This window comes from Rhodanobacter sp. C01 (assembly GCF_002001045.1).
Classification (GTDB): domain Bacteria; phylum Pseudomonadota; class Gammaproteobacteria; order Xanthomonadales; family Rhodanobacteraceae; genus Rhodanobacter.
Map to the genome: position 1 here is coordinate 41,429 of NZ_MUNR01000012.1, position 26,222 is coordinate 67,650.

The 26,222-nt window shown below is 63.0% G+C and carries 21 protein-coding genes and 1 tRNA gene; 13 read left to right on the plus strand and 9 right to left on the minus strand.

Going from position 1 to position 26,222, the window contains the following annotated elements; translation table 11 throughout:
* Positions 1-196 precede the first annotated feature (196 nt).
* Complete coding sequence (locus B0E50_RS11790; protein WP_168170867.1) at positions 197-1,009, plus strand: HD domain-containing phosphohydrolase; 813 nt, start codon at positions 197-199, stop codon at positions 1,007-1,009.
* Positions 1,010-1,024: 15 nt separating this feature from the next.
* Here B0E50_RS11790 and aat read toward each other — a convergent pair whose 3' ends face one another.
* From aat to trxB, 3 genes are all read right to left on the minus strand, one after another.
* Positions 1,025-1,762: a leucyl/phenylalanyl-tRNA--protein transferase gene (aat, locus tag B0E50_RS11795; RefSeq protein WP_077441417.1), complete on the minus strand. Its 738-nt coding sequence runs from the start codon at positions 1,760-1,762 to the stop codon at positions 1,025-1,027.
* Entirely contained in the window at positions 1,759-2,898 is a 1,140-nt protein-coding gene (locus B0E50_RS11800) for a GNAT family N-acetyltransferase (protein ID WP_077441964.1), read from the minus strand. Before B0E50_RS11800 ends, aat begins: the two co-directional genes overlap by 4 nt.
* A 93-nt stretch (positions 2,899-2,991) precedes the next feature.
* Entirely contained in the window at positions 2,992-3,957 is a 966-nt protein-coding gene (gene trxB, locus B0E50_RS11805) for a thioredoxin-disulfide reductase (RefSeq protein WP_077441418.1), read from the minus strand.
* 217 nt (positions 3,958-4,174) lie between these two features.
* On the opposite strand from trxB, the gene ald reads away from it, so the two are divergent.
* From ald to B0E50_RS11830, 5 genes are all read left to right on the plus strand, one after another.
* Entirely contained in the window at positions 4,175-5,239 is a 1,065-nt protein-coding gene (gene ald / locus B0E50_RS11810) for an alanine dehydrogenase (RefSeq protein WP_077441419.1), read from the plus strand.
* A 44-nt stretch (positions 5,240-5,283) separates the two neighbouring features.
* Positions 5,284-7,605: a DNA translocase FtsK gene (locus B0E50_RS11815; RefSeq protein WP_077441420.1), complete on the plus strand. Its 2,322-nt coding sequence runs from the start codon at positions 5,284-5,286 to the stop codon at positions 7,603-7,605.
* Between the two features lie 62 nt (positions 7,606-7,667).
* Positions 7,668-9,221 carry a putative 2OG-Fe(II) oxygenase gene (locus B0E50_RS11820; protein WP_077441421.1) on the plus strand — a complete coding sequence of 518 codons (1,554 nt, stop codon included), beginning with the start codon at positions 7,668-7,670 and terminating at the stop codon, positions 9,219-9,221.
* Between the two features lie 77 nt (positions 9,222-9,298).
* Positions 9,299-9,967 (plus strand): outer membrane lipoprotein chaperone LolA, encoded by a 669-nt coding sequence (gene lolA / locus B0E50_RS11825; RefSeq protein WP_077441422.1) that lies wholly within the window; start codon positions 9,299-9,301, stop codon positions 9,965-9,967.
* A gap of 7 nt (positions 9,968-9,974) precedes the next feature.
* Complete coding sequence (locus B0E50_RS11830; RefSeq protein ID WP_077441423.1) at positions 9,975-10,667, plus strand: YoaK family protein; 693 nt, start codon at positions 9,975-9,977, stop codon at positions 10,665-10,667.
* A gap of 8 nt (positions 10,668-10,675) precedes the next feature.
* Here the strand turns inward: B0E50_RS11830 and B0E50_RS11835 are convergent, their stop codons facing one another.
* The 3 genes from B0E50_RS11835 to B0E50_RS11845 all read right to left on the minus strand — a co-directional run bounded on the left by B0E50_RS11835 (position 10,676) and on the right by B0E50_RS11845 (position 16,946).
* On the minus strand, positions 10,676-13,738 hold the full coding sequence (locus B0E50_RS11835; protein ID WP_077441965.1) for a ligand-binding sensor domain-containing diguanylate cyclase: 3,063 nt from the start codon (positions 13,736-13,738) through the stop codon (positions 10,676-10,678).
* 239 nt (positions 13,739-13,977) lie between these two features.
* On the minus strand, positions 13,978-14,682 hold the full coding sequence (locus B0E50_RS11840) for a phosphatase PAP2 family protein (RefSeq protein ID WP_077441424.1): 705 nt from the start codon (positions 14,680-14,682) through the stop codon (positions 13,978-13,980).
* Complete coding sequence (locus B0E50_RS11845; protein WP_077441425.1) at positions 14,682-16,946, minus strand: TonB-dependent receptor; 2,265 nt, start codon at positions 16,944-16,946, stop codon at positions 14,682-14,684. Before B0E50_RS11845 ends, B0E50_RS11840 begins: the two co-directional genes overlap by 1 nt.
* Positions 16,947-17,271: 325 nt before the next feature.
* Between B0E50_RS11845 and B0E50_RS11850 the strand changes: the two genes are divergently transcribed.
* The 5 genes from B0E50_RS11850 to B0E50_RS11870 all read left to right on the plus strand — a co-directional run bounded on the left by B0E50_RS11850 (position 17,272) and on the right by B0E50_RS11870 (position 21,236).
* Positions 17,272-18,609 (plus strand): replication-associated recombination protein A, encoded by a 1,338-nt coding sequence (locus tag B0E50_RS11850; protein ID WP_077441966.1) that lies wholly within the window; start codon positions 17,272-17,274, stop codon positions 18,607-18,609.
* 86 nt (positions 18,610-18,695) lie between these two features.
* Positions 18,696-19,274, plus strand: a complete 579-nt coding sequence (locus B0E50_RS11855) for a hypothetical protein (RefSeq protein ID WP_077441426.1) — start codon at positions 18,696-18,698, stop codon at positions 19,272-19,274.
* Between the two features lie 164 nt (positions 19,275-19,438).
* Positions 19,439-20,719, plus strand: coding sequence for a serine--tRNA ligase (serS, locus tag B0E50_RS11860; RefSeq protein WP_077441427.1), 1,281 nt, complete (start codon positions 19,439-19,441; stop codon positions 20,717-20,719).
* Positions 20,716-21,099, plus strand: coding sequence for an LrgA (locus B0E50_RS11865; protein WP_077441428.1), 384 nt, complete (start codon positions 20,716-20,718; stop codon positions 21,097-21,099). The genes serS and B0E50_RS11865 overlap by 4 nt, the downstream gene beginning before the upstream one ends.
* A 47-nt stretch (positions 21,100-21,146) precedes the next feature.
* Positions 21,147-21,236, plus strand: a tRNA-Ser gene (locus B0E50_RS11870).
* 256 nt (positions 21,237-21,492) lie between these two features.
* Here B0E50_RS11870 and B0E50_RS11875 read toward each other — a convergent pair.
* Positions 21,493-22,539, minus strand: a complete 1,047-nt coding sequence (locus B0E50_RS11875) for a hypothetical protein (protein ID WP_139350856.1) — start codon at positions 22,537-22,539, stop codon at positions 21,493-21,495.
* A gap of 541 nt (positions 22,540-23,080) precedes the next feature.
* On the opposite strand from B0E50_RS11875, the gene B0E50_RS11880 reads away from it, so the two are divergent.
* Entirely contained in the window at positions 23,081-23,719 is a 639-nt protein-coding gene (locus B0E50_RS11880) for a hypothetical protein (protein WP_139350857.1), read from the plus strand.
* A 111-nt stretch (positions 23,720-23,830) separates the two neighbouring features.
* Here the strand turns inward: B0E50_RS11880 and B0E50_RS11885 are convergent, their stop codons facing one another.
* On the minus strand, positions 23,831-24,109 hold the full coding sequence (locus B0E50_RS11885; RefSeq protein ID WP_077441431.1) for a helix-turn-helix transcriptional regulator: 279 nt from the start codon (positions 24,107-24,109) through the stop codon (positions 23,831-23,833).
* 254 nt (positions 24,110-24,363) lie between these two features.
* Between B0E50_RS11885 and B0E50_RS11890 the strand changes: the two genes are divergently transcribed.
* The gene (locus tag B0E50_RS11890; RefSeq protein WP_077441432.1) at positions 24,364-24,579 is read left to right on the plus strand and encodes a hypothetical protein; all 216 of its coding nucleotides are present in this window, start codon (positions 24,364-24,366) and stop codon (positions 24,577-24,579) included.
* Between the two features lie 157 nt (positions 24,580-24,736).
* Here the strand turns inward: B0E50_RS11890 and B0E50_RS11895 are convergent, their stop codons facing one another.
* Positions 24,737-26,209 carry a PLP-dependent aminotransferase family protein gene (locus B0E50_RS11895; protein ID WP_077441433.1) on the minus strand — a complete coding sequence of 491 codons (1,473 nt, stop codon included), beginning with the start codon at positions 26,207-26,209 and terminating at the stop codon, positions 24,737-24,739.
* Positions 26,210-26,222 lie beyond the last annotated feature (13 nt).

Genomic DNA, 26,222 nt, shown 5'->3' on the forward strand with positions numbered 1-26,222 from the left:
GATGATCTTGCGCGGCTACAACATCGCCAGCGGATTCGTCGGCATCCTCGACGATTACGTCGCGCGCAAGTACACGGTGCAGGCTGGCTGAGGCTTCTGTCACACTGTATCGGTGGTCGGTGCTTCACACTTTCGCCTGTCCACGACGAAGCGTGGCGTGAATGCCGCGTGCGAGACCCCTCGCCGGAGCCTTGCCGTGAAGATCAGTCCCCAATTTCGCATTGCCTTTTTCTATGTGCTGCTTTCGGTGCTGTGGATCTGGTTTTCGGATCGCGCACTGAATGCCATGGTGCATGGACAGGCCGAACTCACCTTCCTGCAAAGCATCAAGGGTGGCCTGTTCGTGCTGCTCACCGGGATCGTGCTGTACTGGATGATCGGGCGTGACCTGGGCCGGTTGAAAGCCGTCAACCAGACCTTGCGGGATGGCCATCAGCAGTCGCTACGTGTGCTGGTGTCGGCGATGGACATCCGCCACAAGGAAACCGGCGACCACTCTGATCGGGTGATGCGCATGGCCGCTGGCCTGGCCCGACTTGCGGGTGTGCATGGCGATGCACTGCGCAATCTCGAGTTTGGCGCGCTGCTGCACGACATCGGCAAACTGGCGCTGCCGGACGCGGTACTGGTCAAGCCGGGCAGGCTGAATGAGGATGAGATGGCACTGATGCGCCAGCATCCGCAGATCGGCCACGACTTGCTGCAGCGGGTGGATTTCCTGCATGGGGCCGCCGACATTCCATACAGTCATCACGAGCGCTGGGACGGCAGCGGTTATCCACAAGGTTTGCACGGCGAGGCGATTCCGCTGGCGGCGCGGATATTCAGCGTGGTCGATGTGTGGGATGCGCTGATCACGGCGCGCGTCTACAAGCCGGCGTGGCCGGAGGCCGAGGTGCTGGACTATCTGCGCCACGCGGCCGGCAGCCAGCTTGATCCGAACCTGGTGGCATTGTTTCTTGAGCATCGCGCGGAAATCACGAGGCTTGGCGACGCGACCAGCGGCTGAACCCGCGGCGGCAGATCAGTCGGTTCGATGGTCCGCACACGGCTGCCATAGCTGTGTGGTCAGATCGGCCCAGCTGCCAACGACTCCCGGTAGTCGCACGAGGCGATCGACTTCCCGCAGGTACCACGCGCGCTGTACCTCGATCGCACCTAGCGATCGCGTATGCGGATTGCTCACCTGGGCATCGATCAACGGGAATTCCAGTTCGTGCAGCAGCCGGGCCAGCGCAACCAGGGCGGTCTTCGAGCCACCGCTTTCGGCACTGAACATCGATTCGCCGCAGAACAACCGGCCGATCGCGAGGCCATAGATGCCGCCGATCAGTCGCGAGCCGTCCCATGCTTCGACGCTGTGCGCATGTCCCTGCCGGTGCAGTTGCACATAGGCGTCGATCATCGCTGGCACCAGCCACGTGCCTGACTCGCTGGTGCGTGGTGCGGCACAGGCGCGAATCACCTGGTCGAAGGCGTGGTCGATGGTAAGTCGCCAGTGCTTGCCGACAAGTTGCCGTCGCAGACTGCGGTTGACCTTCAACGCATCGGTATGAAACACACAACGCGGATCCGGCGACCACCACAGGATCGGCTCGCCTTCGCCGAACCAGGGGAAGATGCCGCGCGAGTAGGCCGCCAGCAGACATTCCACGGACAGGGCACCGCCAAACGCCAGCAATCCGTTGGGCTCGGTCAACGCATCGCACGGATCGGGAAAGCGATCCGGCGCATCGGCATCGAGTAACGGCAGATGGATCATCGTTCTGGGCGGTTGGCGTACGGGTTATGGTGCTGCAGCTCGGCGGCATAAGCGTCGACCGCGGGTGCTTCGCGTGCAAGCGCCATCGCCACGACAGCGCGAAAATCCTTGTTGACCAGATAGTGCCGCGAATGCGTGCGTACCGGCACAAAGCCGCGCGCCAGCTTGTGTTCGCCCTGTGCACCGGGCTCGAAGCGGGTCAACCCGTGCGCAATGGCGTACTCGATGCCCTGGTAATAACACAGCTCGAAATGCAGTCCCGGCACGTCTATCGAAGCACCCCAGTAGCGGCCATACAGCGCGCTGTCGCTCTGCACGAACAGCGCCATCGCGATGATGTGTTCCCCGTGCCGGGCCAATGCCAGCTGCGCGATCGGGCCCAGCTCGCCGAGCCGCTGGAAGAACGCTGCGGTCAGCGCGGCATGGTTCCCCTTCATGTCGAACGTGGCTTCGTACAGCGCATGCACCTGGCGCCATTCGTCACGACTCAGCGTCTCGCCACTGCGCCATTCGATCGCCACGCCGCTGGCCTCGACCTGGCTGCGCTCGCGCAGGATGTTCTTGCGCTTCTTGTGGTTGAGCGCGGCAAGGAAGTCGGGAAAGTGCCGGTAGCCGCGGTTGTGCCAGTGGAACTGCACGTCCGAGCGGCACAGCCAATCGTTGCCGAATGCCGTCAGCTCGGTTTCCTGCAGGAAGTTGGCATGGACCGAGGACAGTCCCAGCCGCTCGGCTTCAGCGCGCATCGCCTCGACCAGCGTGTGTTGCAGGAAGGGTGTCCGTGCATCTCTGCCGGCAAGCAGGCGCGGGCCGGGCACCGGCGAGTAGGGCACGGCGTTGAGCAGCTTCGGGTAGTACTCGCCGCCGGCGCGTTCCCAGGCGCTGGCCCAGCCGAAATCGAACACGAATTCGCCGTGCGAGTTGCCTTTCAGGTAGAGCGGCGCGGCAGCGAGCAGTCGGCCATCTTCATACAGGCCCAGGTGATGGGCCTGCCAGCCCCAGTCGGGAAGAATGCAGCCGCCTTGTTCCAGCGCAGCGAGGAACGCGTGTGACACGAACGGGTTCGGGTCGGCGCGCAGTGCGTCCCACTCCGCGGCAGGCAGTTCGGCGATCGCGGCATGGAAGCGGATGTCATGCATGATGGGGGCGCCCTGGGCGTAGGAGCGCACCCTGTGCGCGATGCTTTCCGTCATGTAACGAAGAGCGATCGCGCACAGGGTGCGCTCCTACAATCAGCCGGCCGGTGTCTGCTGATCCAGCCAGCGCTCGGCATCCAGTGCAGCCATGCAGCCGAAGCCGGCCGACGTCACGGCCTGGCGATACACATGGTCGGCCACATCGCCGGCGGCGAACACGCCCGGGATCGACGTCATCGTGGCCATGCCGTGCTGGCCGCTGTGGATCTTGATGTAACCGTCGTGCATGTCGAGCTGGCTTTCGAAGATGCCGGTGTTCGGCGTGTGGCCGATCGCCACGAAGAAGCCGGTCGCGGCGATGTCGCGGGTGACGCCGGAGTTGACGTCCTTCACGCGCACGCCGGTGACGCCGGTGTCGTCGCCGAGCACCTCGTCGATGCTGTGGTTCCAGACCAGCTCGATCTTGCCGGCGGCGGCCTTCTCGAACAGTTTGTCCTGCATGATCTTCTCGGCGCGCAGCTTGTCGCGGCGATGCACCAGGTAGACCTTGCGGCCGATATTGGCCAGGTACAGCGCTTCCTCGACCGCGGTGTTGCCGCCGCCGATCACCACCACGTCCTGGTCGCGGAAAAAGAAGCCGTCGCAGGTGGCGCAGGCAGAGACGCCCTTGCCCTTGTACTTCTCCTCGCTGGCGATGCCGAGGTACTTGGCGGTGGCGCCGGTGGTGATGATCAGCGCATCGCAGGTGTATTCGCCGGAATCGCCCTTGAGCCGGAACGGGCGCTGCTTCAGATCCGCCGTATGGATGTGGTCGAAGATCATCTCGGTATGGAAGCGTTCGGCATGTTCGGCCATGCGCTGCATCAACGCCGGTCCCTGCAGCCCCTCGACGTCGCCCGGCCAGTTGTCCACGTCGGTGGTGGTCATCAGCTGGCCGCCCTGCTGCAGGCCGGTGATCATGGTCGGCTTCAGGTTGGCGCGCGCGGCGTACACCGCGGCGGTGTAGCCGGCCGGGCCGGAGCCGAGGATCAGCAGGCGAGAGTGTTTGGGGGTGACGCTCATGGGTATAATCCTTGGGTTTGCTGGCGGCTTTGATCGTTGTTCGCTTCAACCCCTGCCGCGGTTTCATGTGGCCGTTTCGCGAGACGAGGCGGGGCTTTGAATCCGCAAGGATGGGGAAGGGAGCACCCCGATTCAAGCTTTCCAGCCCTTTGATGCTTTATTAACCATGCTCGGTGCACGAAAGTCGCCCCTGCCAAGAACCCACAGGACTGCCCCCATGCGTATCGGTATCCCCTCCGAAACCAAGACCCTTGAAGGTCGCGTTGCCCTCGTTCCCGCCGCCGCCGCCGACCTGGTGCGCCGTGGCCACGAGGTGTTCCTGCAGGCCGGTGCCGGCCTGAAGAGCGGCTTCACCGACGAGGTCTACGTCAAGCAGGGTATCAAGATCGTGCCGGATGCTGCGGCGCTGTACGAGGCGGGCGAGCTGATCGTCAAGGTGAAGGAACCGGTTGCCGGTGATCTGGCGCTGCTGAAGAAGCACCACCTGCTGTTCTGCTACCTGCACCTGGCCGCCGAGCCGGCGCTGACCAAGAGCCTGCTCGACATCGGCCTGACCGGTATCGCGTTCGAGTCGGTCGAGGAAGACGGCGTGTTGCCGCTGCTGTTGCCGATGTCGGTGATTGCCGGCCGCATCGCCACCCAGATAGGCACGACCCTGCTGCATCGTCCGCAGGGCGGCAAGGGCAAGCTGCTGGGCGGCATGGCCTCGACCCCGCGTGGCAAGGTGGTGGTGCTGGGCGCCGGCGCCGCCGGTGGCAACGCCGCTGCGCTGGCCGCTGCGGCTGGTGCCAATGTGGTGGTGTTCGACAAGCGTCAGGACCGCCTCGCCGAGATGATGGCGATGGGCCCGAACGTCACTGCGCTGTATGCCTATGAATCCTCGGTCGCCGAGGAAGTGCGCGATGCCGACATCGTGGTCGGTGCCGTGCTGATCCCCAGCGCCAAGGCACCGCGTGTGGTCACCGAAGCGATGGTCAAGACGATGGAGCCGGGTTCGGTACTGGTCGACATCTCGATCGACCAGGGTGGCTGCTTCGAGACCTCGAAGCCGACCACCTGGAAGGAGCCGACCTACGACGTGCACGGCGTGACGCACTTCTGCGTAACCAACATGCCAGGCGCGGTGCCACAGACTTCGTCGGTTGCGATCTCCGCTGCGATCCTGCCGTATGTGCAGCGTCTGGCTGCAGGCAACGAATGGCGCGAGTTCGCTCCGCTGGCCGGCGGCATCAATGTCGACGGCGGCAAGCTGGTACATCCGGCATTGCAAGGTATGCTCTGATCCTGTCCGGAACGAACCGGTCCAAAAACGGGAAGCCCTCCAAGGTGGCGCGAAGCGCGAACGTCAAGCAACAACCGAAGGAAGGCCTCAGCGAGGAGCTGAAGCGCCGGCTGCGTGAAGCCGGCGCCCTGCTGCTGCTGCCGCTGGCGCTGTACCTGCTGATCTGCCTGCTCACCTACGACGCGCGCGATCCCAGCTGGACCAACGCCAACCAGATCAACCTGGTGCAGAATTTCGGCGGCAGCTTCGGTGCTCATATCGCCGATCTGCTGCGCTGGATCTTCGGCTATGTGGCGTACTGCTTCCCGCTGCTGCTCATGCTGCTGGGCGTGCAGGTGTTGCGTCAGCATGGCGAGCGGACCGCGCATGCATGGGAACCCTCGTTGCGGCTGATCGGCTCGGTGTTTTTCTTTGTCACCGGACCCGCGCTGCTGTATCTCGAATTCGGCGATGACCTGGTACCCCCGCAGGGTGCCGGCGGCATCATCGGCCTGTGGGTCGGACGCCCGCTTTCGCAGGCCCTCGACAAGGGCGCACCGCTGCTGGTGCTGGCGCTGTTTCTTGCAGCGGTGACGCTGGCGACAGGCTTGTCGTGGCTGAAGGTGGCGGACTGGACCGGGCAGGGCGTACTGAAACTGGTCGACTGGCTCAGGGGCAAGTTGCGCGAGGCACCGCAGGCGCTGGCTGCACGGCAGGCGCGTACGGAACGCGAGGTGGTCAAGAAGGCCGATGCCGTCAAGCAGGCCAAGCGCGAGCCAGTACGTATCGAGGCGCCACCGGCGCCGGTGACTAAAAGCGAGCGAGCCAAGCTCGAAACCCAGATTCCGCTGTTCGTCGGCGCCGCCACGCCGGGTGAGCTGCCGCCGCTGTCGCTGCTGGACGAAGCACCGGAGCAGGGGCCGGGCTATTCCGAGGAAACCCTCGAAGTGCTCTCGCGCCAGGTCGAGTTCAAGCTGAAGGACTTCAAGATCGACGCCAAGGTGGTCGGCGCCTATCCGGGCCCGGTGATCACCCGCTTCGAGATGGAGCCGGCGGCCGGTGTGCGCGGTTCGCAGGTGTCGAGCCTGGACAAGGACATCGCGCGCGGCTTGTCTGTGGTCAGCGTGCGCGTGGTCGACGTGATCCCCGGCAAGAACGTGATCGGCCTGGAAATACCGAATACCAAGAAGCAGATCGTCTATCTCTCCGAGATCCTGCGTTCGGACAAGTACGACCAGCTGAAGTCGCCACTGGCGCTGGCGTTGGGCAAGGACATCGGCGGGAAACCCGTCGTGGTCGACCTGGCCAAGATGCCGCATCTGCTGGTCGCCGGCACGACGGGCTCCGGCAAATCGGTGGCGGTCAACGCGATGGTACTTTCGCTGCTGTACAAGGCCAGCGCGAAAGACGTGCGGATGATCATGATCGACCCGAAGATGCTGGAGCTCTCGGTGTACGAGGGCATCCCGCACCTGCTGGCGCCGGTGGTCACCGACATGAAGGAGGCGGCCAACGCCTTGCGCTGGTGCGTCGCCGAGATGGAGCGCCGCTACAAGCTGATGGCCGCGGTCGGCGTGCGCAACCTCGGCGGCTTCAACAAGAAGGTGAAGGACGCCGAGAACGCCGGCCAGCCGCTGCTGGATCCGCTGTTCCGGCCGAACCCCGACATGCCGAATCTCGCCGCCGAACCGCTGGAACCGCTGCCGTACATCGTGATCATCATCGACGAGTTCGCCGACATGATGATGATCGTCGGCAAGAAGGTCGAGGAGCTGATTGCCCGTCTCGCGCAGAAGGCGCGTGCCGCCGGCGTACACTTGGTTCTCGCAACGCAGCGTCCGTCGGTGGACGTGATCACCGGCCTGATCAAGGCCAACATCCCGACCCGCATCGCATTCCAGGTCTCCAGCAAGATCGACTCGCGCACTATCCTCGATCAGAGTGGTGCCGAGGCACTGCTTGGTCACGGCGACATGCTTTACCTACCACCTGGTACCGCCACGCCCGAACGCGTACACGGCGCCTTCGTCGACGATCACGAGGTGCATCACGTGGTTGCCTGGCTGAAATCGCAGGGTGCGCCGCAGTACATCGAGGGTGTGCTGGAAGAAGTACAGTCCACCAGCGACGGCAAGTTCATCAACGACGCCGGCCTGCCGCAGGAGGGCGAGGAAGGCGGTGACGCCGACACCCAGCTTTACGACAAGGCCGTGGCGATCGTCACCCAGACCCGGCGCGCCTCGATCTCCGGTGTCCAGCGACACCTGCGCATCGGCTACAACCGCGCCGCCCGGCTGGTCGAGCAGATGGAGCAGGACGGCGTAGTCAGCGCACCGCAGCACAACGGCAACCGCGAAGTGCTGGCGCCGCCACCGCCGCGGAACTGACGAGGAATTTGCACCGTATACGGCATGTCGGCTCCACCCCAATCCCCATTCACAAATACCCAATGGCTATGGATAGTCAATCGAAAGAGCAGGATACCGCCCGTCATGAGTGGTTGGTGACTCAGGCGAAGGTTCTGAGTCTGGTCAATGCCGGTCATGTCACAGCGGGATTGGTGCTGCTTGAATCCTTTCTCGCTGCTCATAGACGTTTTAAATCCGCAGAACCCCAACGGTTGCAAGCAAAACTGTTGATGTCTTTGGGGCGTCCGGAACAGGCGATATCCGCGTATCGGTCAGTGATGGCATCTGCTCCTCACGATGGCAGCATCGACTTGGGCATTGCCATCGCATACGGCGAAAACGGTCAACCCGAAGCAGCAGAAGCGGCAGCGCGCACCGCCATATCCAAATCGTTCGACCGCCCCGGCACGCGCTATGTGCTTGGACGCGCCTTGTTTGATCAGGACAAGTTCGAGGAAGCCGAAGCGCAGTTCCGGCAGGTATTGGCCCTTGATCCGAGACATTCTGCCGCACACGGCAGCCTCGCCGAGCTGGTCTGGATGCGCACGGGAGACCTTGACGCCGCAGTTGCCATGATCAATTCGACGGGTGGCGGCGATGCGAATGTCGAGTTGCGCATGATCAAGGCGCGCCTGCTGCATGAGGCAGGCGCATCCGAACGGGCCTGCGCCGAGCTGGCTTCCTCTCTTGAAACGCATGTGCAGCATGTCGAATTGCACATGCTGGCGGCGCAATGCGCGCTTGCCCTTGAACCAGTACGTGCATTGTGGTTCATCGAGCGCGCCTTGCAGTTGAATCCTCGCAATCGGCCCGCTCATGGACTACGCGGGGTCGCCTTGCTCGCTGTCGGGCGCGCCGATGAAGCGGCTGACCTGGCGTCCCGTCTGCTTGACTACGATGCCTGCGATGTACACGCCCTGGCATTGCGGGCGGCTGCATGGCGCGTATTGGGCGACAAACGCTTTACGACACTATGCGACTATCCGCATCTGGTGCGTTCATACCGCATCGATGTTCCGTCTGGATGGGGTAATCTGGATGATTATCTTCATGATCTTTCCATCAGTTTGCATGCCCGGCACAACCAGTTGCGGGCACATCCACCGGCACAGTCGGCTCGTGGTGGAACGCAGGTTCAATTGCGCCCCGATGCTGTGGCTTCGGACCATCCGTTTCGGGCGTTCCGCATGGCGGCAGATGGCCCGATTCGTCGCTACATGAAGGAGGTGATGGCGACGGGCGTTGATGCTTTCTCCCGCCGACACACCGGACGCTATCGTTTCAACGGCATCTGGTCGGTACGGCTGCAAGCACAGGGGCACCACGCCAATCATTTTCACGGCAAGGGCTGGATTTCCTCAGCTTTCCACATCGTCGTGCCTGCATCGGCATCGGATGGCGACCGCAGTGGCTGGTTGAAGTTCGGTGAACCAAGCTTGCCGATCCAACCCGTATTTTCGGCCGAACATCATGTGAAACCCGAACCGGGCCTGCTCACCCTGTTCCCTTCATGGATGTGGCATGGCACCGTACCGTTCCAAGGGAAGGCCGGTGAGCATCGGCTGTCCATTGCCTTCGACGTTGTTCCCGCTTGAGGAGCGTTTGCAAGGTCAAGACGACTTCGATTAAGCCAGATGCATTCAAACTCGCAGTCCATTTGCTGGAATATCCCATGACTCGTACACGTATCTTGCTCTGTGCCGCTGCGCTGCTTGCCCTGTCCCTGGTCGATATTGCACAGGCAGCCACCGGTCCGGCGCGTGCCCGGCTGGATGCCTTCGCCACCGGCCTGCATTCGCTCACCGGGCATTTCACCCAGTCGCTGACCGACATCAACGGCAAGGTCGGCAAGACCAGTTCCGGCACGCTGGCACTGGAGGCACCGCGGCAGTTCCGCTGGGATACCCTGGAGCCGCAAAAGCAGACCATCGTCGCCGACGGCAGCCGGGTGTGGCTGTACGACCCGGACCTGGAGCAGGTCACCGTGCGCGTGCAGAGCACGGAGGAGTCGCACAGCCCGCTCACCGTGCTGACCGATCTGAAGCAGATGGACAAGGACTTCAAGGTCGCCGAGCAGGGCGAGCATGACGGCCTGCTCTGGCTGCGGCTGAGCTCCACCGCGAAGGACCCGCAGTTCGACTATGCCGACCTCGGCTTCGACGCGAACGGCCTGGCGCGCATGGTATTCCGCGACCAGCTCGGTTCCACCACCGACATCCGTTTCTCCGGCTGGCAGCGCAATGCGCCGATTCCGGCGTCCGACTTCAATTTCGTGCCGCCGAAGGGCACCGACGTGATCGGCGACGCACCGGTGATCAGCACCCAGCCGCTGAAAGACTGACACGACGATGCCCGTGCTGCGCCAGTTGCCGCGCTGGGCATGGATCGGTGGCGGCGTGCTCGCCTTCATTGCCGGCATCATCAATGCCGCCGGCTACATGGGTTTTCGCCATCAGTCGATCACCAACCTCACCGGTTCCACCAGCCTGCTCGGCGTCTCGCTGGGCGTGGCCGACGGTGGCGAGGCGATCCACTGGGCGCTGTCGATCGGTGCGTTTCTGATCGGCGCCATCCTCAGCGGGCTGATCGTGCAGCAAAGCGCGTTGAAGCTCGGGCGCCGTTATGGCGCGGCACTCGTGCTGGAATCGCTGCTGCTGTTTGCCGCGGTGCCGCTGCTCGATGACGGCAATGCGATCGGTCTGTACCTGGCCTCGATGGGGGCCGGTCTGCAGAACGGCATGGTCAGTACCTACAGCGGCATGGTGTTCCGCACCACCCACGTCTCGGGCATGTTCACCGATCTCGGCATCTACATCGGCCAGCGCCTGCGCGGCTTGGAGGTCGATACGCTGCGTGTCCGTGTCTGCGTGCTGGTGATCGGCACCTTTCTGCTCGGCAGCGTCGCCGGTGCGTTGCTGTTTCGCCTGCTGCAGGAACGCACCCTGCTGATTCCCGCCGCGCTGACCGGCCTGTGCGGCGTCGCCTATGGCATCTACAGCCAGTACATGATCAACAGCAAGGCGAATGCCGCTGCGAATTGAACAGACTCTCAGGTTGCCATGACGCTGCGATTGCGGCCTTCGTGTTTGGCCTCGTACAGGGCCTTGTCGGCGCGTGACAACCATTGCTCGATGGATTCGCCGGGCCGCAGCGCGGCAACGCCGATGCTGACGGTCACCCCGATCGATCGGCCCTCGTGGGTCACCACGGCCGTGGCCAGCTCACCGCGGATGCGCTCGGCGATGTCCAGTGCCTGCGGCAAGGTGGTGTCGGGGAGACACAGGATGAATTCCTCGCCGCCGTAGCGGCCGACGAAATCGGCCTGCCGGCAATGCTGCCGGATCACCTCGATCGCACAGCGGATCACCGCGTCGCCGGCCAAATGCCCATGCGTGTCGTTGATCCGCTTGAAGTGGTCCAGGTCGAACAGTGCGATGCAGATGGAGCGGTTGCTGGCCAGTTCGTGCTCGCCGCCGACCAGCTCGAGGAAGCGGCGGCGGTTGTAGACGCCGGTCAGTCCGTCGGTGCCGGCGAGTTCGTCGAGCCGCTGATTGGCCGCCAGCAGGTCGCGTGTGCGCTCGTCGATCTGCCGCTGCAACTGCACGGCCTGCCGCTTGAGATAGAGCGTGCGCAGATGGACCAGCAGGGCCACCAGCCCGACCAGCAACAGGACGGCCAGCAACCGGCTGAGCAGGGTCTCGTACCAGCGCGGCTTGACCACCACGCCGATACGGGTCTCGACCGTGTGCGGATACAAGCCATGGGTTTCCGCCCGCAGCTGCAGGTGGTATTTGCCTTGGGGAAGGTTGGTGTAGGCGGCACTGGGCGCGCTCCCCCTGGGAATCCGGGTCCAGCCATCGTCGATGCCTTCCCAGCGATAGCTGTAGGAGGTTTCCACCGATGCCTGGTAGTCGAGCAGGGCAAAGTCCACGCGCAGGTTGCGACTGTGCGATTCCAGCGTGAGGCTCTGGCCGTCGACGGGAAGCTTGCCGAACGGAATCTCGTCGCTGTTGGCGACCGCATCGGTAATCGCCAGTGCTGCAGTGGTCGTTGCCGGAGGTTGCCAGTGCGGCCGGATCACGGTGAGGCCGCCGAGGCCGCCAAACAGCAGTTCACCCCCAGGCGCGTGCGCTGCGCCCACGTAGACGTAACTGGCGATGTGCAGCCCGTCGCGCGGACCGAGGTTGTGCACGGCATGCGTCCCGTCATCGATCCTGGATATGCCATTCGATGTGCTGACCCACAGATTGCCCTGATCGTCATCCAGCACACCACTGACCTTGTCGCTTGCCAGACCTTGCTCGACGCCTATGCTGTGGAAGCGGTACGGGCCCCCGGCTGAATAGTGATCGATCAGCCCGAGTCCGCCGGACGTGCTGACCCATAGCCGTCCCTGCGGGTCCAGCGTGGTCGAGCTGATGTAGTTCTGCGGCAGGCTGGCAGGGTCCTCTTGCCGGTGCCGCAGGGTGTCGAAGCCGCGATTGGCCAGCGTGCTGCTGGCGATGCTGATGCCGTTGGTGGTGCCGTACCACCAACTGTCACCGATGTGGGCGATCTGTCGCACCGTGTTGCTGGCGAGGCTGCCCGGATCCTTCGGATCGTGTTCGACATGATCGAGTCCGCCGGTGCGGGTGTCGTAGCGATACAGGCCGTCATAGGTGCCGATGAGGACACGCGGGCCATCCCGTTGCAGGCTCAGCACCGGCTTGCCTTCCAGGGCCGGCAGTATCGAGGGCTGGATCGCGAGCGTGTCAGGATTGATCCGTGCCAGGCCCTGCGTGCCGACCAGGATCGAACCGTCCGACGTCTCGACGAAGGCCTGTACATCGCGGTGGATCTGGTCGCCGCCCAGGTGCAGATGCTTCATCTGAGCGCCGGCGAGGTCGATCATGTCGATCCGGCCCGAGCCCAGTCCCAGCCAGATGCGGCTGCGTGTATCGACATAGATGCCGCGAACGCTGGTGTCGCTGAGCGCGTTCTGTTTCAGCGACGAAGGCAGCAGCGAGAAGGCTGTGCGGGCATTGGGGTCGGTATGCGCCAGACCGAGATCGGTGGCTGCCCAGATGTTGCCCGAGCGGTCCTGCAGCAGCCCTCGCACGGAATCGCCCGGCAACGAGGAAGCCACCGCGGCATCGTGATCGATCCGGGTCACGCCGGCATCGCCCACGGTATACGCCAGGATGCCGCTGCCGTCGGTGGCGATCCACATCGTGTTCGCGGCGACCTCGAGCAAGTCGCGCACCGTGGATTGCTGGCTGCCGTTCTGGTAGCCGCTGAAGCCCGGCACCGGGTGCCATTGGCCATGGGCATCCCGATAGACGGCGCCGGCCTGTCCGCTGCCCACCCACAAGCGGCCGGCACTATCTTCGCGGATGGACCAGATCTGGTTGGCGAGTACGCTGGCGATCGTGCCTTCGGGATGATCGGGGCGCACGAACGTCGTCGAACCCGGGCGACGGACGAACAGCCCGTTGTTGTTGCCCAGCCACAGGTTGCCGCCGCGATCCTGCAAGACGCTGAAATTGCGTGGCGCCGTGCCGTCGCCGGTCTTCAGCCGGGTGATCGTGTCCGTGCGCGGATCGAGGTGGTCCAGCCCCGAATCGGTGGCGATCCAGACGCCGCCGGCATGATCGTCGGCGAGCTCGTAGATCTTGCGGTCCGAGGTGCCGTTCGTGCCGATCGAATAGGTTCGAAAATGGTTGGTCGCGGGATCGAAGCGGACCAGGCCGCCGGCATTGGTGCCGATCAGCAAGCCGCCGTCGGGCAGCGCAAACAGGGTGCGTACGTAGGTGTCGGGCAATCCCTGGCGGCCACCACTGCCACGCGTGTCGAACACCTGCGCGCGATAGCCGTCATAGCGTGCCAGGCCGACCATGGTGCCTACCCAGACCAAGCCGCGCTGATCCTGCGCCAGCGAGGTGATGATCGACTGCGGCACGCCCTCGTTGCTGCTCACCCGGTCGAACCAGGGTGTGTCGAAAGGTGCCCACGGGTCACTGCTCGACGCATGCGCGATACCAGCGCCGAATACCGGCAGGCCGAACACCAGCAGAACGAGTGCAAGCAGGCCCAGGCAGCGATGGTGAAGGCGACGGCAGCGCGAGTGATTCATGCCGCTTGCCGGCTGCGGCGCACGCGTGCGCTGGCGGATCCTCTCGCCATGGTCGCCCATGCAAACGATATATGCGTCCCCCACCTTCACCTGCGTCCAGCCCCCGGCAATCGGGCACATGATACCGGTATTGCTGCTTATTTTTTAGCCAGCAGTTCAGTAACGACCCCGGCCTGGACCCAGCCACGAAACCGCATCGGCATGGCAGCGCCGCCGCGTCCCGTCAGACCGTACTTACTTTATCGGTCGTTGGCCGGCTGCAATGCCAGCGACTTTCTCAGTTCATCCCGTGCGGCGACAAAATCGGCATGCCAGAGAGGATCCTGCAGCAGTTGCGCGGCGATGACGGTACCGGCAATCCGGCCCGCTTCCACATCGCTCGGGAAGTGCACGCCCATCACCACGCGATGATGAGCGTAGAGCGCAGCGCGGTCGAAGATCGCGGCACGTTTCTCCGGCAGCATGTTCGCCAGCAGGACGGCGGTGGTGTAGCCGAACGTGGCATGTCCGCTCGGATAGCTCCAGTCGCCGGGCTTTTCCACGCTCAGCGGATGCACCTGATCCGAAACCTCACTCGGACGCGGATGTTTCCAGTCGGACTTGGCCAGCTTGACGCTGGCCTTGTCGAGTTGCTCGACGCGTTTGAAAAACGCCGCCGTGCGCGGCAGCGTCGCCGCTGTCAGATCGGGGCCGAGCACATCGGCAAAACGAAACACCGAGCGGTCCGAATCGGCCTTGGCGGCCTCGTCCCCGGCGGCTGTCCGCGCTGCCTGCGCAGCGAGGACAGCCTGGAGATCGGCAAGCGCGGCCGGCGACCCGGCTGCCGGCGGCGGCGCCAGCAGCCGGGTCAGGTCGACGCTATCCGTCGTCGTGCTGCCGTCGCCGGCAAGTGCCGGAGCGACGGGCAGCAGCAGCGCGGCAAGCAAAAGGAAACCGCGAGGCATCACTGGAACTTGGCCGACAGGGTGACGAAATAGTTGCGCTCGGGGATCGTGTAGTACAGCGGCGTGTTGTCCTGCGCCGTGTAACCGGCCAGGTCGTAGATGCTCTTGTTGTCGAAGATGTTGTTCACCTGCAGGCCGAGCTTGATGTCCTTCAGGTCACCCATGTCCTGCGCAAACGTGTAGCTGGCGGCGAAATTGGTGATGGCATAGCCGCCGATCGGCTGGGAGTTGCCGGTATCGCCATAGCTGTGGCCGACGAACTTGTCGATCAGCGAGGCATGGAACGGACCATCGTGGTAGATCAGGCCCAGCGCGGCAGTCTTGTGCGGTGCGCCGGGTACCCAGTCGCCGGTCGCCTTGTCGTTGGCGCGATTGAGCGAGCCATTGGCGTAGATGCTGAAGCCTGCGCCGAGGACATAGGTGCCTTCGGTCTCGAAGCCTTTATAGGTGGCGCCGCCCTCATTGTAGAAATACGTGACCCCACCGAGCTTGCGGCTGTTGATCAGGTTGTTGAAGTCGATGCTGTAGACGTCGGCCGAAAGCGTCAGGCGGTCGTCGCTCCAGGTCGTGCCGATCTGGCGGTTGACCGTCTGTTCCGGCTTGAGGTCGCCGCTGGCCGACGGATTGGTGGTGTAGAAGGTGTTGAGGTTGGGCGCCAGGAAGCCTTTTGCCCACTGCGCGTACGCCGTCCAGTTCGGGCTGAACTGCCAGTGCAGGGCGAGCGACGGCAGCGGCTTGCTCCAGTCCTTGCTGTAGTTCAACGGCTTGCCGGTTTTCTGGTTCACGATGGCATCGATGTCGCGCTGGAAGTCGGCGTATTTCACGCCACCGGTCAGCGATACTGCGTCGGTGATGTTCCAGTTGTATTCGGCAAACGGCTGGAAGGTCTTCAGCGAGTCGGTCATGTTGCGATCGACGGCTGCCGATGCAGGTATCGCGTTCGGCGCGAAATTCAGGGTGTCATCCACTTCGTTCTGCCAGCGCAGGTTGTCCTGATCGTCGTACCAGAAGCCGGCACGCAACTCGCCCGGTCCGAGCTCCTTGCTGATGCGGAAGATGTCGCCCCAGGAGCGGTACCAGTTGCGCATGGTCTGGCCGGGCACGTTGTCGGGGCCGTAGACCGTACCGTTCGGCGTTTCGCCGTTCGGGTCCTCGCCGTTGTAGCCGAAGTGGTTGTAGGCCAGCGTGTACAGCTTGTTGTCGATGGTCCAGCCGTCGAAGGCCGAATGCAGCCCGACATAGCCCATGTAGGTGCTGATCTGGTCGAAGTTGTAGCCGTAATAGTTCTGCTGGGTCGGGTTGCTGCTCAGGCCGTAGTTCGGGCCATATTGCGCGATCTGCGCACGCGTCTCGCCGAGCGACACGTACTGGTGGATCTGGTTGTACATGCCGACGAAGGTGAGCGTGGTGTTGTCGCCGATCGGCTGCACCACTTTCGCGAAGACGTTCTGCCGGCGCTGTCCGGCGTCGGTCAGATAACCATCCGAGGTCGAGTTCTGCACGTTGATGAAGGCGGTGGTGCCGCCGGTCCGGGCGATCGCGCCGGTGTTCAACTGCAGGCCCTGCACCTGGGTATCCCAGCTGCCGAAGCTCAGGGAAGGCTCGAGGCTGAACGTGTTGGAAGGCGTGCGTGAATCCACCGCAATGGTGCCGCCGAAGGTGGCATTGCCCAGCGTGCTGGCGGTGCCGGGACCGCGATCGACGACGATGCTGCCGGTATCCTGGTTGGTGTAATACGAGGTCGAGTGATGGGTGAAGTCGTTCGAGTCGCCCCAGGGGATGCCATCGAACGTGACGTTGTACTGGCCGTCCTGGAAGCCGCGCATGGTGACGCTCGCCGCTTCCATCAGGCCGGGGCCGTTCGGCGCGACCGTGGATACGCTGGGCGAGATCGAGATGGCGTCGGTGTAGTCGGCGGTCGGCGACATGTTTTCGCGCAGATACAGCTCGCCGATGATCGACTGCGGCTGTATCGCCACCATCGAGCCCTGCATGGGCGCGATATTGCTTACCGTGAGGGCATTCCCGGTGACCTGGACAGCGCTGAGGTTCTGCGGATTCTGTACTGAGTTACCCGTGGCCGCATCGCTGTTTGCAGAGGGATTATTCGCGGCCGAATCGTTCGAGGTGGCATTGTTCGAAGTGACCGCGGTGCCAGCCACCGTGGAATCGGTGGCAAAGGCCGAGGTGGATAATGCCGCAGCAATGCAGAAAGCGAGCAGGGCGGGTTTGCGGAGCAGGGTGGTCGAGGTCAGCCGCGTCATGGGTTGTCCCAAAGTTGTTGTTGGATAGGGGCGCTGTGCGGGGCGCCAAGCTAGTTATCCAACATGACAATTTGGTAACAAACATATTATTTGAAAATCTTTCGACATAATCGAAAGTTAATGCGCTAAGCTGAATCTAAGCTTGGTAATTCAATTCGAATAAAAATATTTACTGCGGCCCATTTATATTATTGATTTGTGCCGCCGAATATGCGGTTCGAAGACAATTCGGATACGTCCTTCTCGGTCAAGCAGCGCATGCTGGGACCTGCGTGCAGGCTGATCGTTCCAGCGGGCAGCGGGTCGGATGTTTTATCATCCGGACATGTCATCCCGTGTTTCACCCAGCGCCCCCGGCCTGTTCGCCGAGCCCGATGCACTCAAGCCGCTGGCCGAGCGCATGCGTCCGCGCAGCCTCGACGAGATCGTCGGCCAGCAGCGGCTGGTCGGCACCGACAAGGCGCTGCGCCGCGCGCTGGAGGCCGGCAAGATCCATTCGATGGTGCTGTGGGGGCCGCCCGGTTGCGGCAAGACCACGCTGGCGCTGCTGGTGGCGCGTTATGCCGATGCGGATTTCCGCGCGATCTCCGCCGTGTTGTCCGGCCTGCCGGATGTGCGCAAGGCGCTGGCCGAGGCCGAAGTGAATTTCGCGCAGGGGCGGCGCACCGTGTTGTTCGTCGACGAGGTGCATCGCTTCAACAAGACCCAACAGGACGCGTTCCTGCCGCATATCGAAAAAGGCGTGATCATCTTCATCGGCGCCACCACCGAGAACCCGTCGTTCGAGCTGAACTCCGCGCTGCTGTCGCGCTGCCGCGTGCATGTGCTGGAGCCGATCTCCACCGACGACATCGTGGCCGCGCTCAAGCGTGCACTGGGCGACAGCGAACGCGGTCTCGGCGAATTGCAGTTGCAGGTAAGCGACGAATCGCTCGAATCGATCGCCCAGGCCGCCGACGGCGACGTGCGCCGCGCACTGACCCTGCTGGAAATCGCCGCCGAGCTCGCCGAAAACAAGAAGATCGACGAGGTCACCCTGGCGCAGGTATTGGCCGACCGCACCCGCCGTTTCGACAAGCAGGGCGAGCAGTTCTACGACCAGATCTCGGCGCTGCACAAATCCGTGCGTTCGTCCGATCCCGATGCCGCGGTGTACTGGCTGTGCCGCATGCTCGATGGCGGCGTCGATCCGTTGTACCTGGCGCGCCGGATGACGCGCATGGCGGTGGAAGACGTCGGCTTGGCCGAGCCGCGCGCCTGGCGCATGGCGCTGGACGCATGGGATACCTACGAACGCCTCGGCAGTCCCGAAGGCGAGCTTGGCCTGGCCCAGCTGGCGATCTGGCTGGCGATCTCGCCCAAGAGCAACGCCGCCTACACGGCCTACAACAAGGCCCGCGCCGCGATCCGCGAGGGCGGCACGCTGGAGGTGCCGATGCACCTGCGCAACGCGCCGACCAAGTTGATGAAGGGCCTCGGCTACGGCAAGGGCTACCAGTACGACCACGCCGCCGAAGGCGGCATCGCGCTCGACCAGCAATGCCTGCCCGACGAACTCGTCGGCAGCGTGTTCTACGAACCGGTCGAACGCGGGCTGGAGCTGCAGCTGCGCGAGAAGCTGCTGGCCCTGCGCACGGCCCGCGAGAAGGCTCGCGGCAAGTAGGCCAGCCGGCACGGCTGCTGCGAGCGCCCTTGCACGGCTTTCGACGTCCGACTTAGATTCGTGCCATCAACCGGGGAGGGTAAGTCATGCGCGTACTCGTGGCAGGTCTGATCGGCGGCATCCTGATGTTTCTGTGGGGCGTGGTGGCGCACATGGCGCTGGGGCTCGGCAATGTGGGCATCCATCAGCCTGCCGACGAAAATGCCGTGCTGGCCACCTTGCACGAGGGCCTGGGCGAGCAGGCAGGCGTCTACATGCTGCCGTCGTTCGACCCGAAGAACATGAACGATCCCTACAAGGTCCGCGCGTATTCGCTGAAAGCGGACCGCGCACCGTACGCCTGGGTGGTCTACCTGCCGCAGGGCGATGACATGATGCAGATGCAGCAACAGATTCCGCGCCAGTGGGCATCCGATACGCTGGGCGCGCTGGCACTTGCCTTCGTCATGGGTTGGGCTGGCTTGGGTTTCCGGCGCCGGCTGGCGATCGCCGCCGCGGCTGCCGTATTCGCCTGGCTGAGCACGATGGTGCCGTACTGGAACTGGTACCGCTTCCCGCTCGACTTCACCCTGGCTGCGCTTGTCGAGCAACTCATCGGCTGGCTGATCGCCGGCGCCGCCATGGCCTGGTGGCTTGGCCGCGGCGAGCGCAAGCTGGCGAGCTAGCAGGCACCTCGAACAGTCCCCGTTTTGTGCAGGAGCGCACCCTGTGCGCGAATGGCTCTTGCTGTATCCCGCGAGACCATTCGCGCACAGGGTGCGCTCCTAATTGCGGTGTTTGCCACCGGCCAGCGATAATTCATGGTTCAAGCCTTCATCTGGACCCGATCATGCTGGATCCCGCACTGCTGCGTTCGCGCCTCGCCGAAACCGCCGCACGCCTCAAGGAAACCCGCGGCTTCACGCTCGACGTCTCTGCGATGGAGGCGCTGGAAAGCACGCGCAAGCAGCTGGCGATGGAGACGCAGGAGTTGCAGAACCTGCGCAACACGCGTTCCAAGGCGATCGGGCAGGCCAAGGCGAAAGGCGAGGACGTCGCCGCGCTGATGGCCGAAGTCGCCGGCATCGGCGACAAGCTCAAGGCCAACGAGCAGGCACTGGCCGAGGCGCAGGCGAAGCTTTCCGACATCGCGCTGCTGATCCCGAACATCCCGCACGAGTCGGTGCCGATCGGCAAGGACGAGAGCGACAACCTCGAAGTCAGCCGCTGGGGCACGCCGAACACGTTCGAGTTCGAGGCGAAGGACCACGTCGTGCTGGGCGAGCGTCACGGCTGGCTCGACGGCGATGCCGGCGCCAAGCTCTCCGGCGCGCGCTTCACCGTGCTGCGCGGCCAGATCGCGCACCTGCATCGCGCGATCGGCCAGTTCATGCTCGACCTGCACACCGCTGAGCACGGCTACCTCGAATGCAATGTGCCGGTGCTGGTCAACGCCGACAGCATGCTCGGCACCACCCAGCTTCCGAAGTTCGAGGAGGACCTGTTCTCCACCCAGGTCGGCGATTCGAAGCGCTACCTGATTCCCACCGCCGAAGTCTCGCTGACCAACCTGGTGCGCGACACCATCCAGGACGCCGACGCACTGCCGCTGCGCTTCACCGCGCACTCGCTGTGCTTCCGCGCCGAGGCCGGCAGCTACGGCCGCGATACCCGCGGCATGATCCGCCAGCACCAGTTCGAGAAAGTCGAGATGGTGCAGGTCGCCCGCGCCAGCGACTCCTACGCGCAACTCGAGGAAATGGTCGGCCACGCCGAGAAGGTGCTGCAGAAACTCAACCTGCCGTATCGCAAGCTGCTGCTGTGCACCGGCGACATGGGCTTCCAGTCGACCAAGACCTACGACCTCGAAGTGTGGCTGCCCAGCCAGCAGACCTACCGCGAAATCTCCAGCTGCTCCAACTGCGAGGACTTCCAGGCCCGCCGCCTGCAGGCCCGCGTGCGCAACGCCGACACCGGCAAGCCCGAACTCGTGCACACCTTGAACGGCTCCGGCCTCGCCATCGGCCGCACCCTGATCGCGGTGATGGAGAACTACCAGAACGCCGACGGCTCGATCACCGTGCCCGAAGCCCTGCGCCCGTACATGGCTGGGCTGGACCGTATCGCATGAATTCACCGACACCCGTCCGCGGGAAGTGGGACAAGGTCGAGTTCTACACCAGCTACTTCCTGCTGCTGGTGCTGATCTCCTTCATCGGCACCCGACTGGCCTTCGCCACCGTGTGGCAACTGCCGACCATCGACTTCGCCCTCTCGGTCATCGCCATGCTGCTGGTCCTCGCTAGCTTCTGGTTCGGCCGCCACAGCCGCCGCTGGCGCCTGTGGACCATCGCCTTCGCCACGGCCACCCAGATCGTGCCGATGGTGATCCGCGAACCGGTGCTGCTGTTCCCGCTGATCGGCGCACTGATCCCGATCGCGATCCTGGTGGGGTGCCTGATGGCGCTGTCGAAGAAAGACGCAAACGCTAGCCCGCCGACAGGTTCCTGATAAACTGCGACGCCCGCTGGCAACGCAAGCCGATCAGCGACAAGTTTGGAGAGATGGCCGAGTGGTTTAAGGCAGCAGTCTTGAAAACTGCCGTAGGTGTGAGCCTACCGTGGGTTCGAATCCCACTCTCTCCGCCAGAAACGCAAAACGCCCTCGAGTGGGGCGTTTTGCGTTTCTGATGGTGACTACGGGGATGAGAACCCACCGGTTCGACAAATTTGTCTGGAACAAAAGACGTCGGCGCGGCGTCGGTTCGGAAAATCTCATGCTACTGACGAACAGGCCTAGCTCCTGGATAAGCAGACGAGTTTTCGTCGCCATTCGCTGAACTTTGAGACGGTCATTTTTCATTCTGATCGGCTCGCCACCGCCAAGCCAGGGTGGAAGGTCGTATCACGATTGGTCATCTTGAGTGCGCAGCTTCAAATCTCTGATAGCGCGTAGATGCTTCTCGCTAAGGCGAACAAATTCAATCCGGATTTCTCGTGTTTTGGGCGAGAAGATCATGCTCGTCATATGCCCAGGTTGATGGTCGGGCGACACCAGCGCACCCGCAAACACTTCCCCATCAGGAACCCGTTCGATGACGTAATAGTGAAACGCATTCTTTTCTCGTTGCCACTGAAGATGCCCAGAAATGGTGATCGTATCGATGCGACACTTGCTGCTACCTGTTTCGACAAAGACACCATCTGCTACCACGTCCACCGTGTGCGTATGTGGCCAAGCAGGACCGCATGGAATTTGATCCTCGGGACCGACGAAGGGGATGGGGAATGTTCGCCAAATGGTTTGCGCCGGTTCCAAGGTGAACAAAACGCCCGTGGATCGGAGAAGTATCGCAAGCCTGTAATCTTCAAAATTCTTGTAGCGGGAATGCGGTTTGCCCTTTGCGGTAAAGAGCGCATCCTCCGGTTGAACTTGGAATGGTTGCGTGGCAGTTGGCGCAGCGATCGAGAGCTGTGCGTCTGCCCAGCACAACAACGATTTGTTTCCATGGAAGCATTCTTGGACGGTTCCCTCCATGGTGAAGAGCGGAAACTGATCCTTCAGAGGCCGGGTCCAAGGTTGAAGCACGTAGAGTTCAACGCCGTGACGTGCGGCTTTTGATTTGGCCCCATCCGTGAACCCGGAGGCTGACACGATGGCTCGGTGTGTCACTTGGGGCATATCCAGCAGCTTTAAGCAGAGCTGCTCTACCGTCACCACATCAAGCGGCTGGTTCTCGCGTTTGACCTCGTAGGCTTTGAACGCGTGCGTAACCGAGCCGTTTTCCGTGACGGTGACTGTGACTGTGACATCCACGTCGCGCGCTTTTTGAGCGGCGATGTCGGTAACCATGTCGCCCACGGTGACATCAACCGCGTTCGGATCCCATTTAAGACAGCAGAGGGCGACCAGATACTGGACCAGCATCGGAGAGAGCGGGTGATCAGTCATTCAATGGAACCCTGAAATGTGCGCCACGAGTCAAGCATGCCATGAGCATGGCTTTACAGCTGATCATCATGCTGAAGCCGGCCTAGTTATGCTCTGCGTTTAGCCCAGATGGTGTATCCCTCGGCTCGGCATACGCCTTCAAGGGCTAGGTTTGCTTCACAGTCAGCCCGCGCTAAGGTTTCACCCTGGTCCACGTTGTTCCCGGCGGCCATCGGTCGCACAGCGACCGTCTCTGGGTGCTGCTGGCCTTTTCCGGTCTGGAGGGCTAAAGAAATGTGTTCGTTACCGGTGAAAAGTCACTGAAATAGAAAAGGTTTAACAGTGGCCACTAGACGTTGCAATTCAGCCTGGTTGTGACGTAACAAAACGAAAAGGTGTCAGGGACAATTTCTGAAAGGTGCTGCGGACGGATCGGTTCCGCTCATGGGTCGAAACCGAAGCCGGCCGTTTCGGCGTGGTGCGACAGATCGGACAAGCACCACGTTCCTCAAATTGTCCCTGACACCATTTTTTAGTTTTGTTCATTACATTAGGCATGGTTATGACTGAAAAGCAGGAAGGATTGGGGGATAGCTTGCGACTGACCATTGAGCGCTCCGACCTTACGGATGCGCTAATTGATGCTGGTGATATGTCGTTGGAGAACATCACCGATGTGGCGAGCGGCATCCCTGTGTTGAAGTGGATGACGGCTGCTGGCAAGTCCTACCTGACCATTCGGGATTATTTGTTTGTGCGGAAGCTGGCCGCCTTTCTGGCTGATTTGAAATCGTTGCCAGCGGAGGGGCGCACTTCTCTCATTCAACGGCTCGACAATGAGCCGGCCTATTCGAAGCGTGCCGCAGAAGCCTTGATCACGGTGCTTGATCGTGTGGACAGCAACTTGAAAGCCGTTTGGGTTGCCAAAGCGCTCCGCGCTTATGCCGTCGAACGTATCACTGCGCGGGAAATGATGCGGGTGAATGCGGTCATTGAACGGGTGCTGGTCTGTGATGTGGACGAGATCTTGGCAATGTTGGAAAAACGTGACATGACCAAACACAGTGACACTGATTGTGCCCAAAGTGCTTTGGTTGCGGGACTGGCCACCATCACCCAGGGTTATGGCGGGGGCGGACTTGTTCCGACACCGGTCTACCGGCTCTTCAAGGAGCATGTGTTGGACGCCGCTCTTCACTAAGGTGAGGAGCAGGAAAGGGGTCAGAGACATTTTGGACTATGAAAAATGTCTCTGACTTCTTTGTTTCCAAGCCATGTGCGCCGTGCAGACCTTACCGCGAAATTTCAGCGTCTAAAGACTTCGATTGCTGCGGCGAACTCGCTTTGGCTTGGATGCGGCCTCGTTTCCTTCTGCCAGTTCGCGGGCGAGTGCGAATACTTCGTCCAGCGCCGCATCGAGCTCCGCAGCGATTCGTTGCATGGATTTCAGCGAAGGATTGCGGCGGCCACGTTCGATGCCGCTGACATAGGTGCGGTCGAGCCCCGCGCGTAACGCGAGTTCTTCTTGGCTGAGCTCGCAACGCTCGCGCAGCAATCGGAAGGCAGGGCCAACGTAAGGGGTGATGTCCACCTGTGAACAATCGCTTTTGGTGGACTATTGATCTACGGACTATAAGTCACGTTATACTAAATCCGTGCAAGCTCGCAGGTGGGCGCTTGGGCACGATCAACCGGCGAATGGCCCGATGTGGACCATTGCACAAGTGGGAAAGCCTCAGGGACTGAGGTGACTGGATTTGGATTGTTATCTCCGTTCCCTGTGGTGGACGGATCAATTTATCGAGCGGACGGCCGTGTTCGCGATATCGCCGGAGGAGGGATGCCATGACGCACGAGCACCTAGTTTTTGGAGTCACCATCGACCAGATCGACCAGCTCGACGGTCTGCTTCGGACGATCACTGCCAATGGAGACATGGTCACGGTGGGGTGTGGCGAGCCCTTGCATCCGCAGACCGTGTCGTCGCTGGGGGAGGGTATCTTCAACGCGGCCCTCGCCGTGCGGGAAGTCCTCGATCAGGTTCAAGAACAGAGGCTCTGAACAAAATCGAGAAAAACTAGTCGGGTCAGATTTCGACCGTGCTCAGAGCGAACCCATGCTCGTTGAAGCCGCTGGTGTCGACGACCTGGCCGCGCGCACTCTGCCCGATGGTGACAAACCACCCGAGCCGTTGCCAGCCGAGCCCCGATTCGACGGCTCACAAGCACTCCCTAAGCCGCCGCACACCCTCGTCAATGGCGTGCTCATCCACATTGCCATACCCCAGAATGACGCCACTGCATCGCGTTTCGCCGCGATAGCAAGGCGACAGCGGTCGTATCGACACGCCAGCCTGTATCGCCCGCCGTGACAGTGCGATGTCGTCCACGTCCGGCGCCAGCAGGGCGGTCAGCTGCATGCCTGCGTCGGCGCCCACCACGTGCAGCGCATCGGGCAGGTGCTGGCGGATTGCTGTTTGCAGGGCCGCGCGTCGCGCTGCGTACAGCATGCGCATGCGGCGGATATGTCGTGCGAAGTGGCCCTCGCGGATGAAGTCGTGCAGCGCGCGCTGCGGCAGCATCGGCGAGCAGGTGTCCAGCGCGTCGCGGGCGGCGCGGAAGGCCGGCAGCAGGTCTTTCGGCACCACCAGGTAGCCCAGCCGCAGCGCGGGGAAAAGTACCTTGCTGAAGGTGCCGACATAGATCACCCGCGCGTCCGTATCCAGGCCTTGCAGCGCGGTGATCGGTCGGCCGCCGTAGCGGTATTCGCTGTCGTAGTCGTCCTCGACGATCCAGCTGCCCGCGCGTGCGGCCCACTGCAGCAGCTCGATGCGCCGCGCCGCACTCATCGTGGCGCCCAGCGGAAACTGGTGCGAGGGCGTGACGTAGGCCAGCCGCGCCATCGGCGCGCGGCGAACGCCGGTGGCGACATCCATCCCGTCCGCGTCCACCGGCACCAGCACGGGGACGGCGCCGACCGCCGCCAGCGCCTGGTGCACACCGGGATAGCCGGGTTCTTCCACCCAGGCGTGGTCGCCAGGATCGAGCAGGGCGTGCGCGCAGATCTGCAAGCCATGCTGCGCGCCGCTGGTGATCATGAGCTGATCGGTATCGGCATGCACGGCGCGCACCGTCGCCAGGTATTCGACGATCGCTTCGCGCAGCGGTGCATGGCCCGAGGTGTCGCCGTAGATCAGCGCGTCGCTGCCGACATGGCGTGCATGCCGGCTCAGCAGGCGCGACCACACGGCGTGCGGGAAGTAGTCAAGCGCGGGCACGCCCACGCGAAACGCGCCCTGGCTTTTCAGCCAGGTCTGCGGTGGCGAGGCCATGGCTGCCACGCGCGCAGCGACCGGGCGCGGCGCCGGCGCCGCGGATGCAGCCACGGCGCGCGGCAGGCGGCGGGTCGGCGCGGGCGGCGCTTCGTGCGGAATCGCCGCGGCCACGCAGGTGCCGGCGCCGCTGAAGCTCTCCAGATAACCCTCGGCATGCAGCAGTTCGTAGGCGCTCAGCACCGGCAAGCGCGACACGCCCAGTTCGCTGGCCAGCGCGCGGGTGGAGGGCACGCGCTGGCCCGGCCGCAGCCGGCCCTCGGCGATGGCGCGGCGAAACCAGTCGGCCAGTTGCTGGTAGATCGGGCCGCTGTCCTCAAGGGCGATCGATGGCAGCAGACCGGTAGGCAGGCGCTTCATGGCGGTCTCCAAG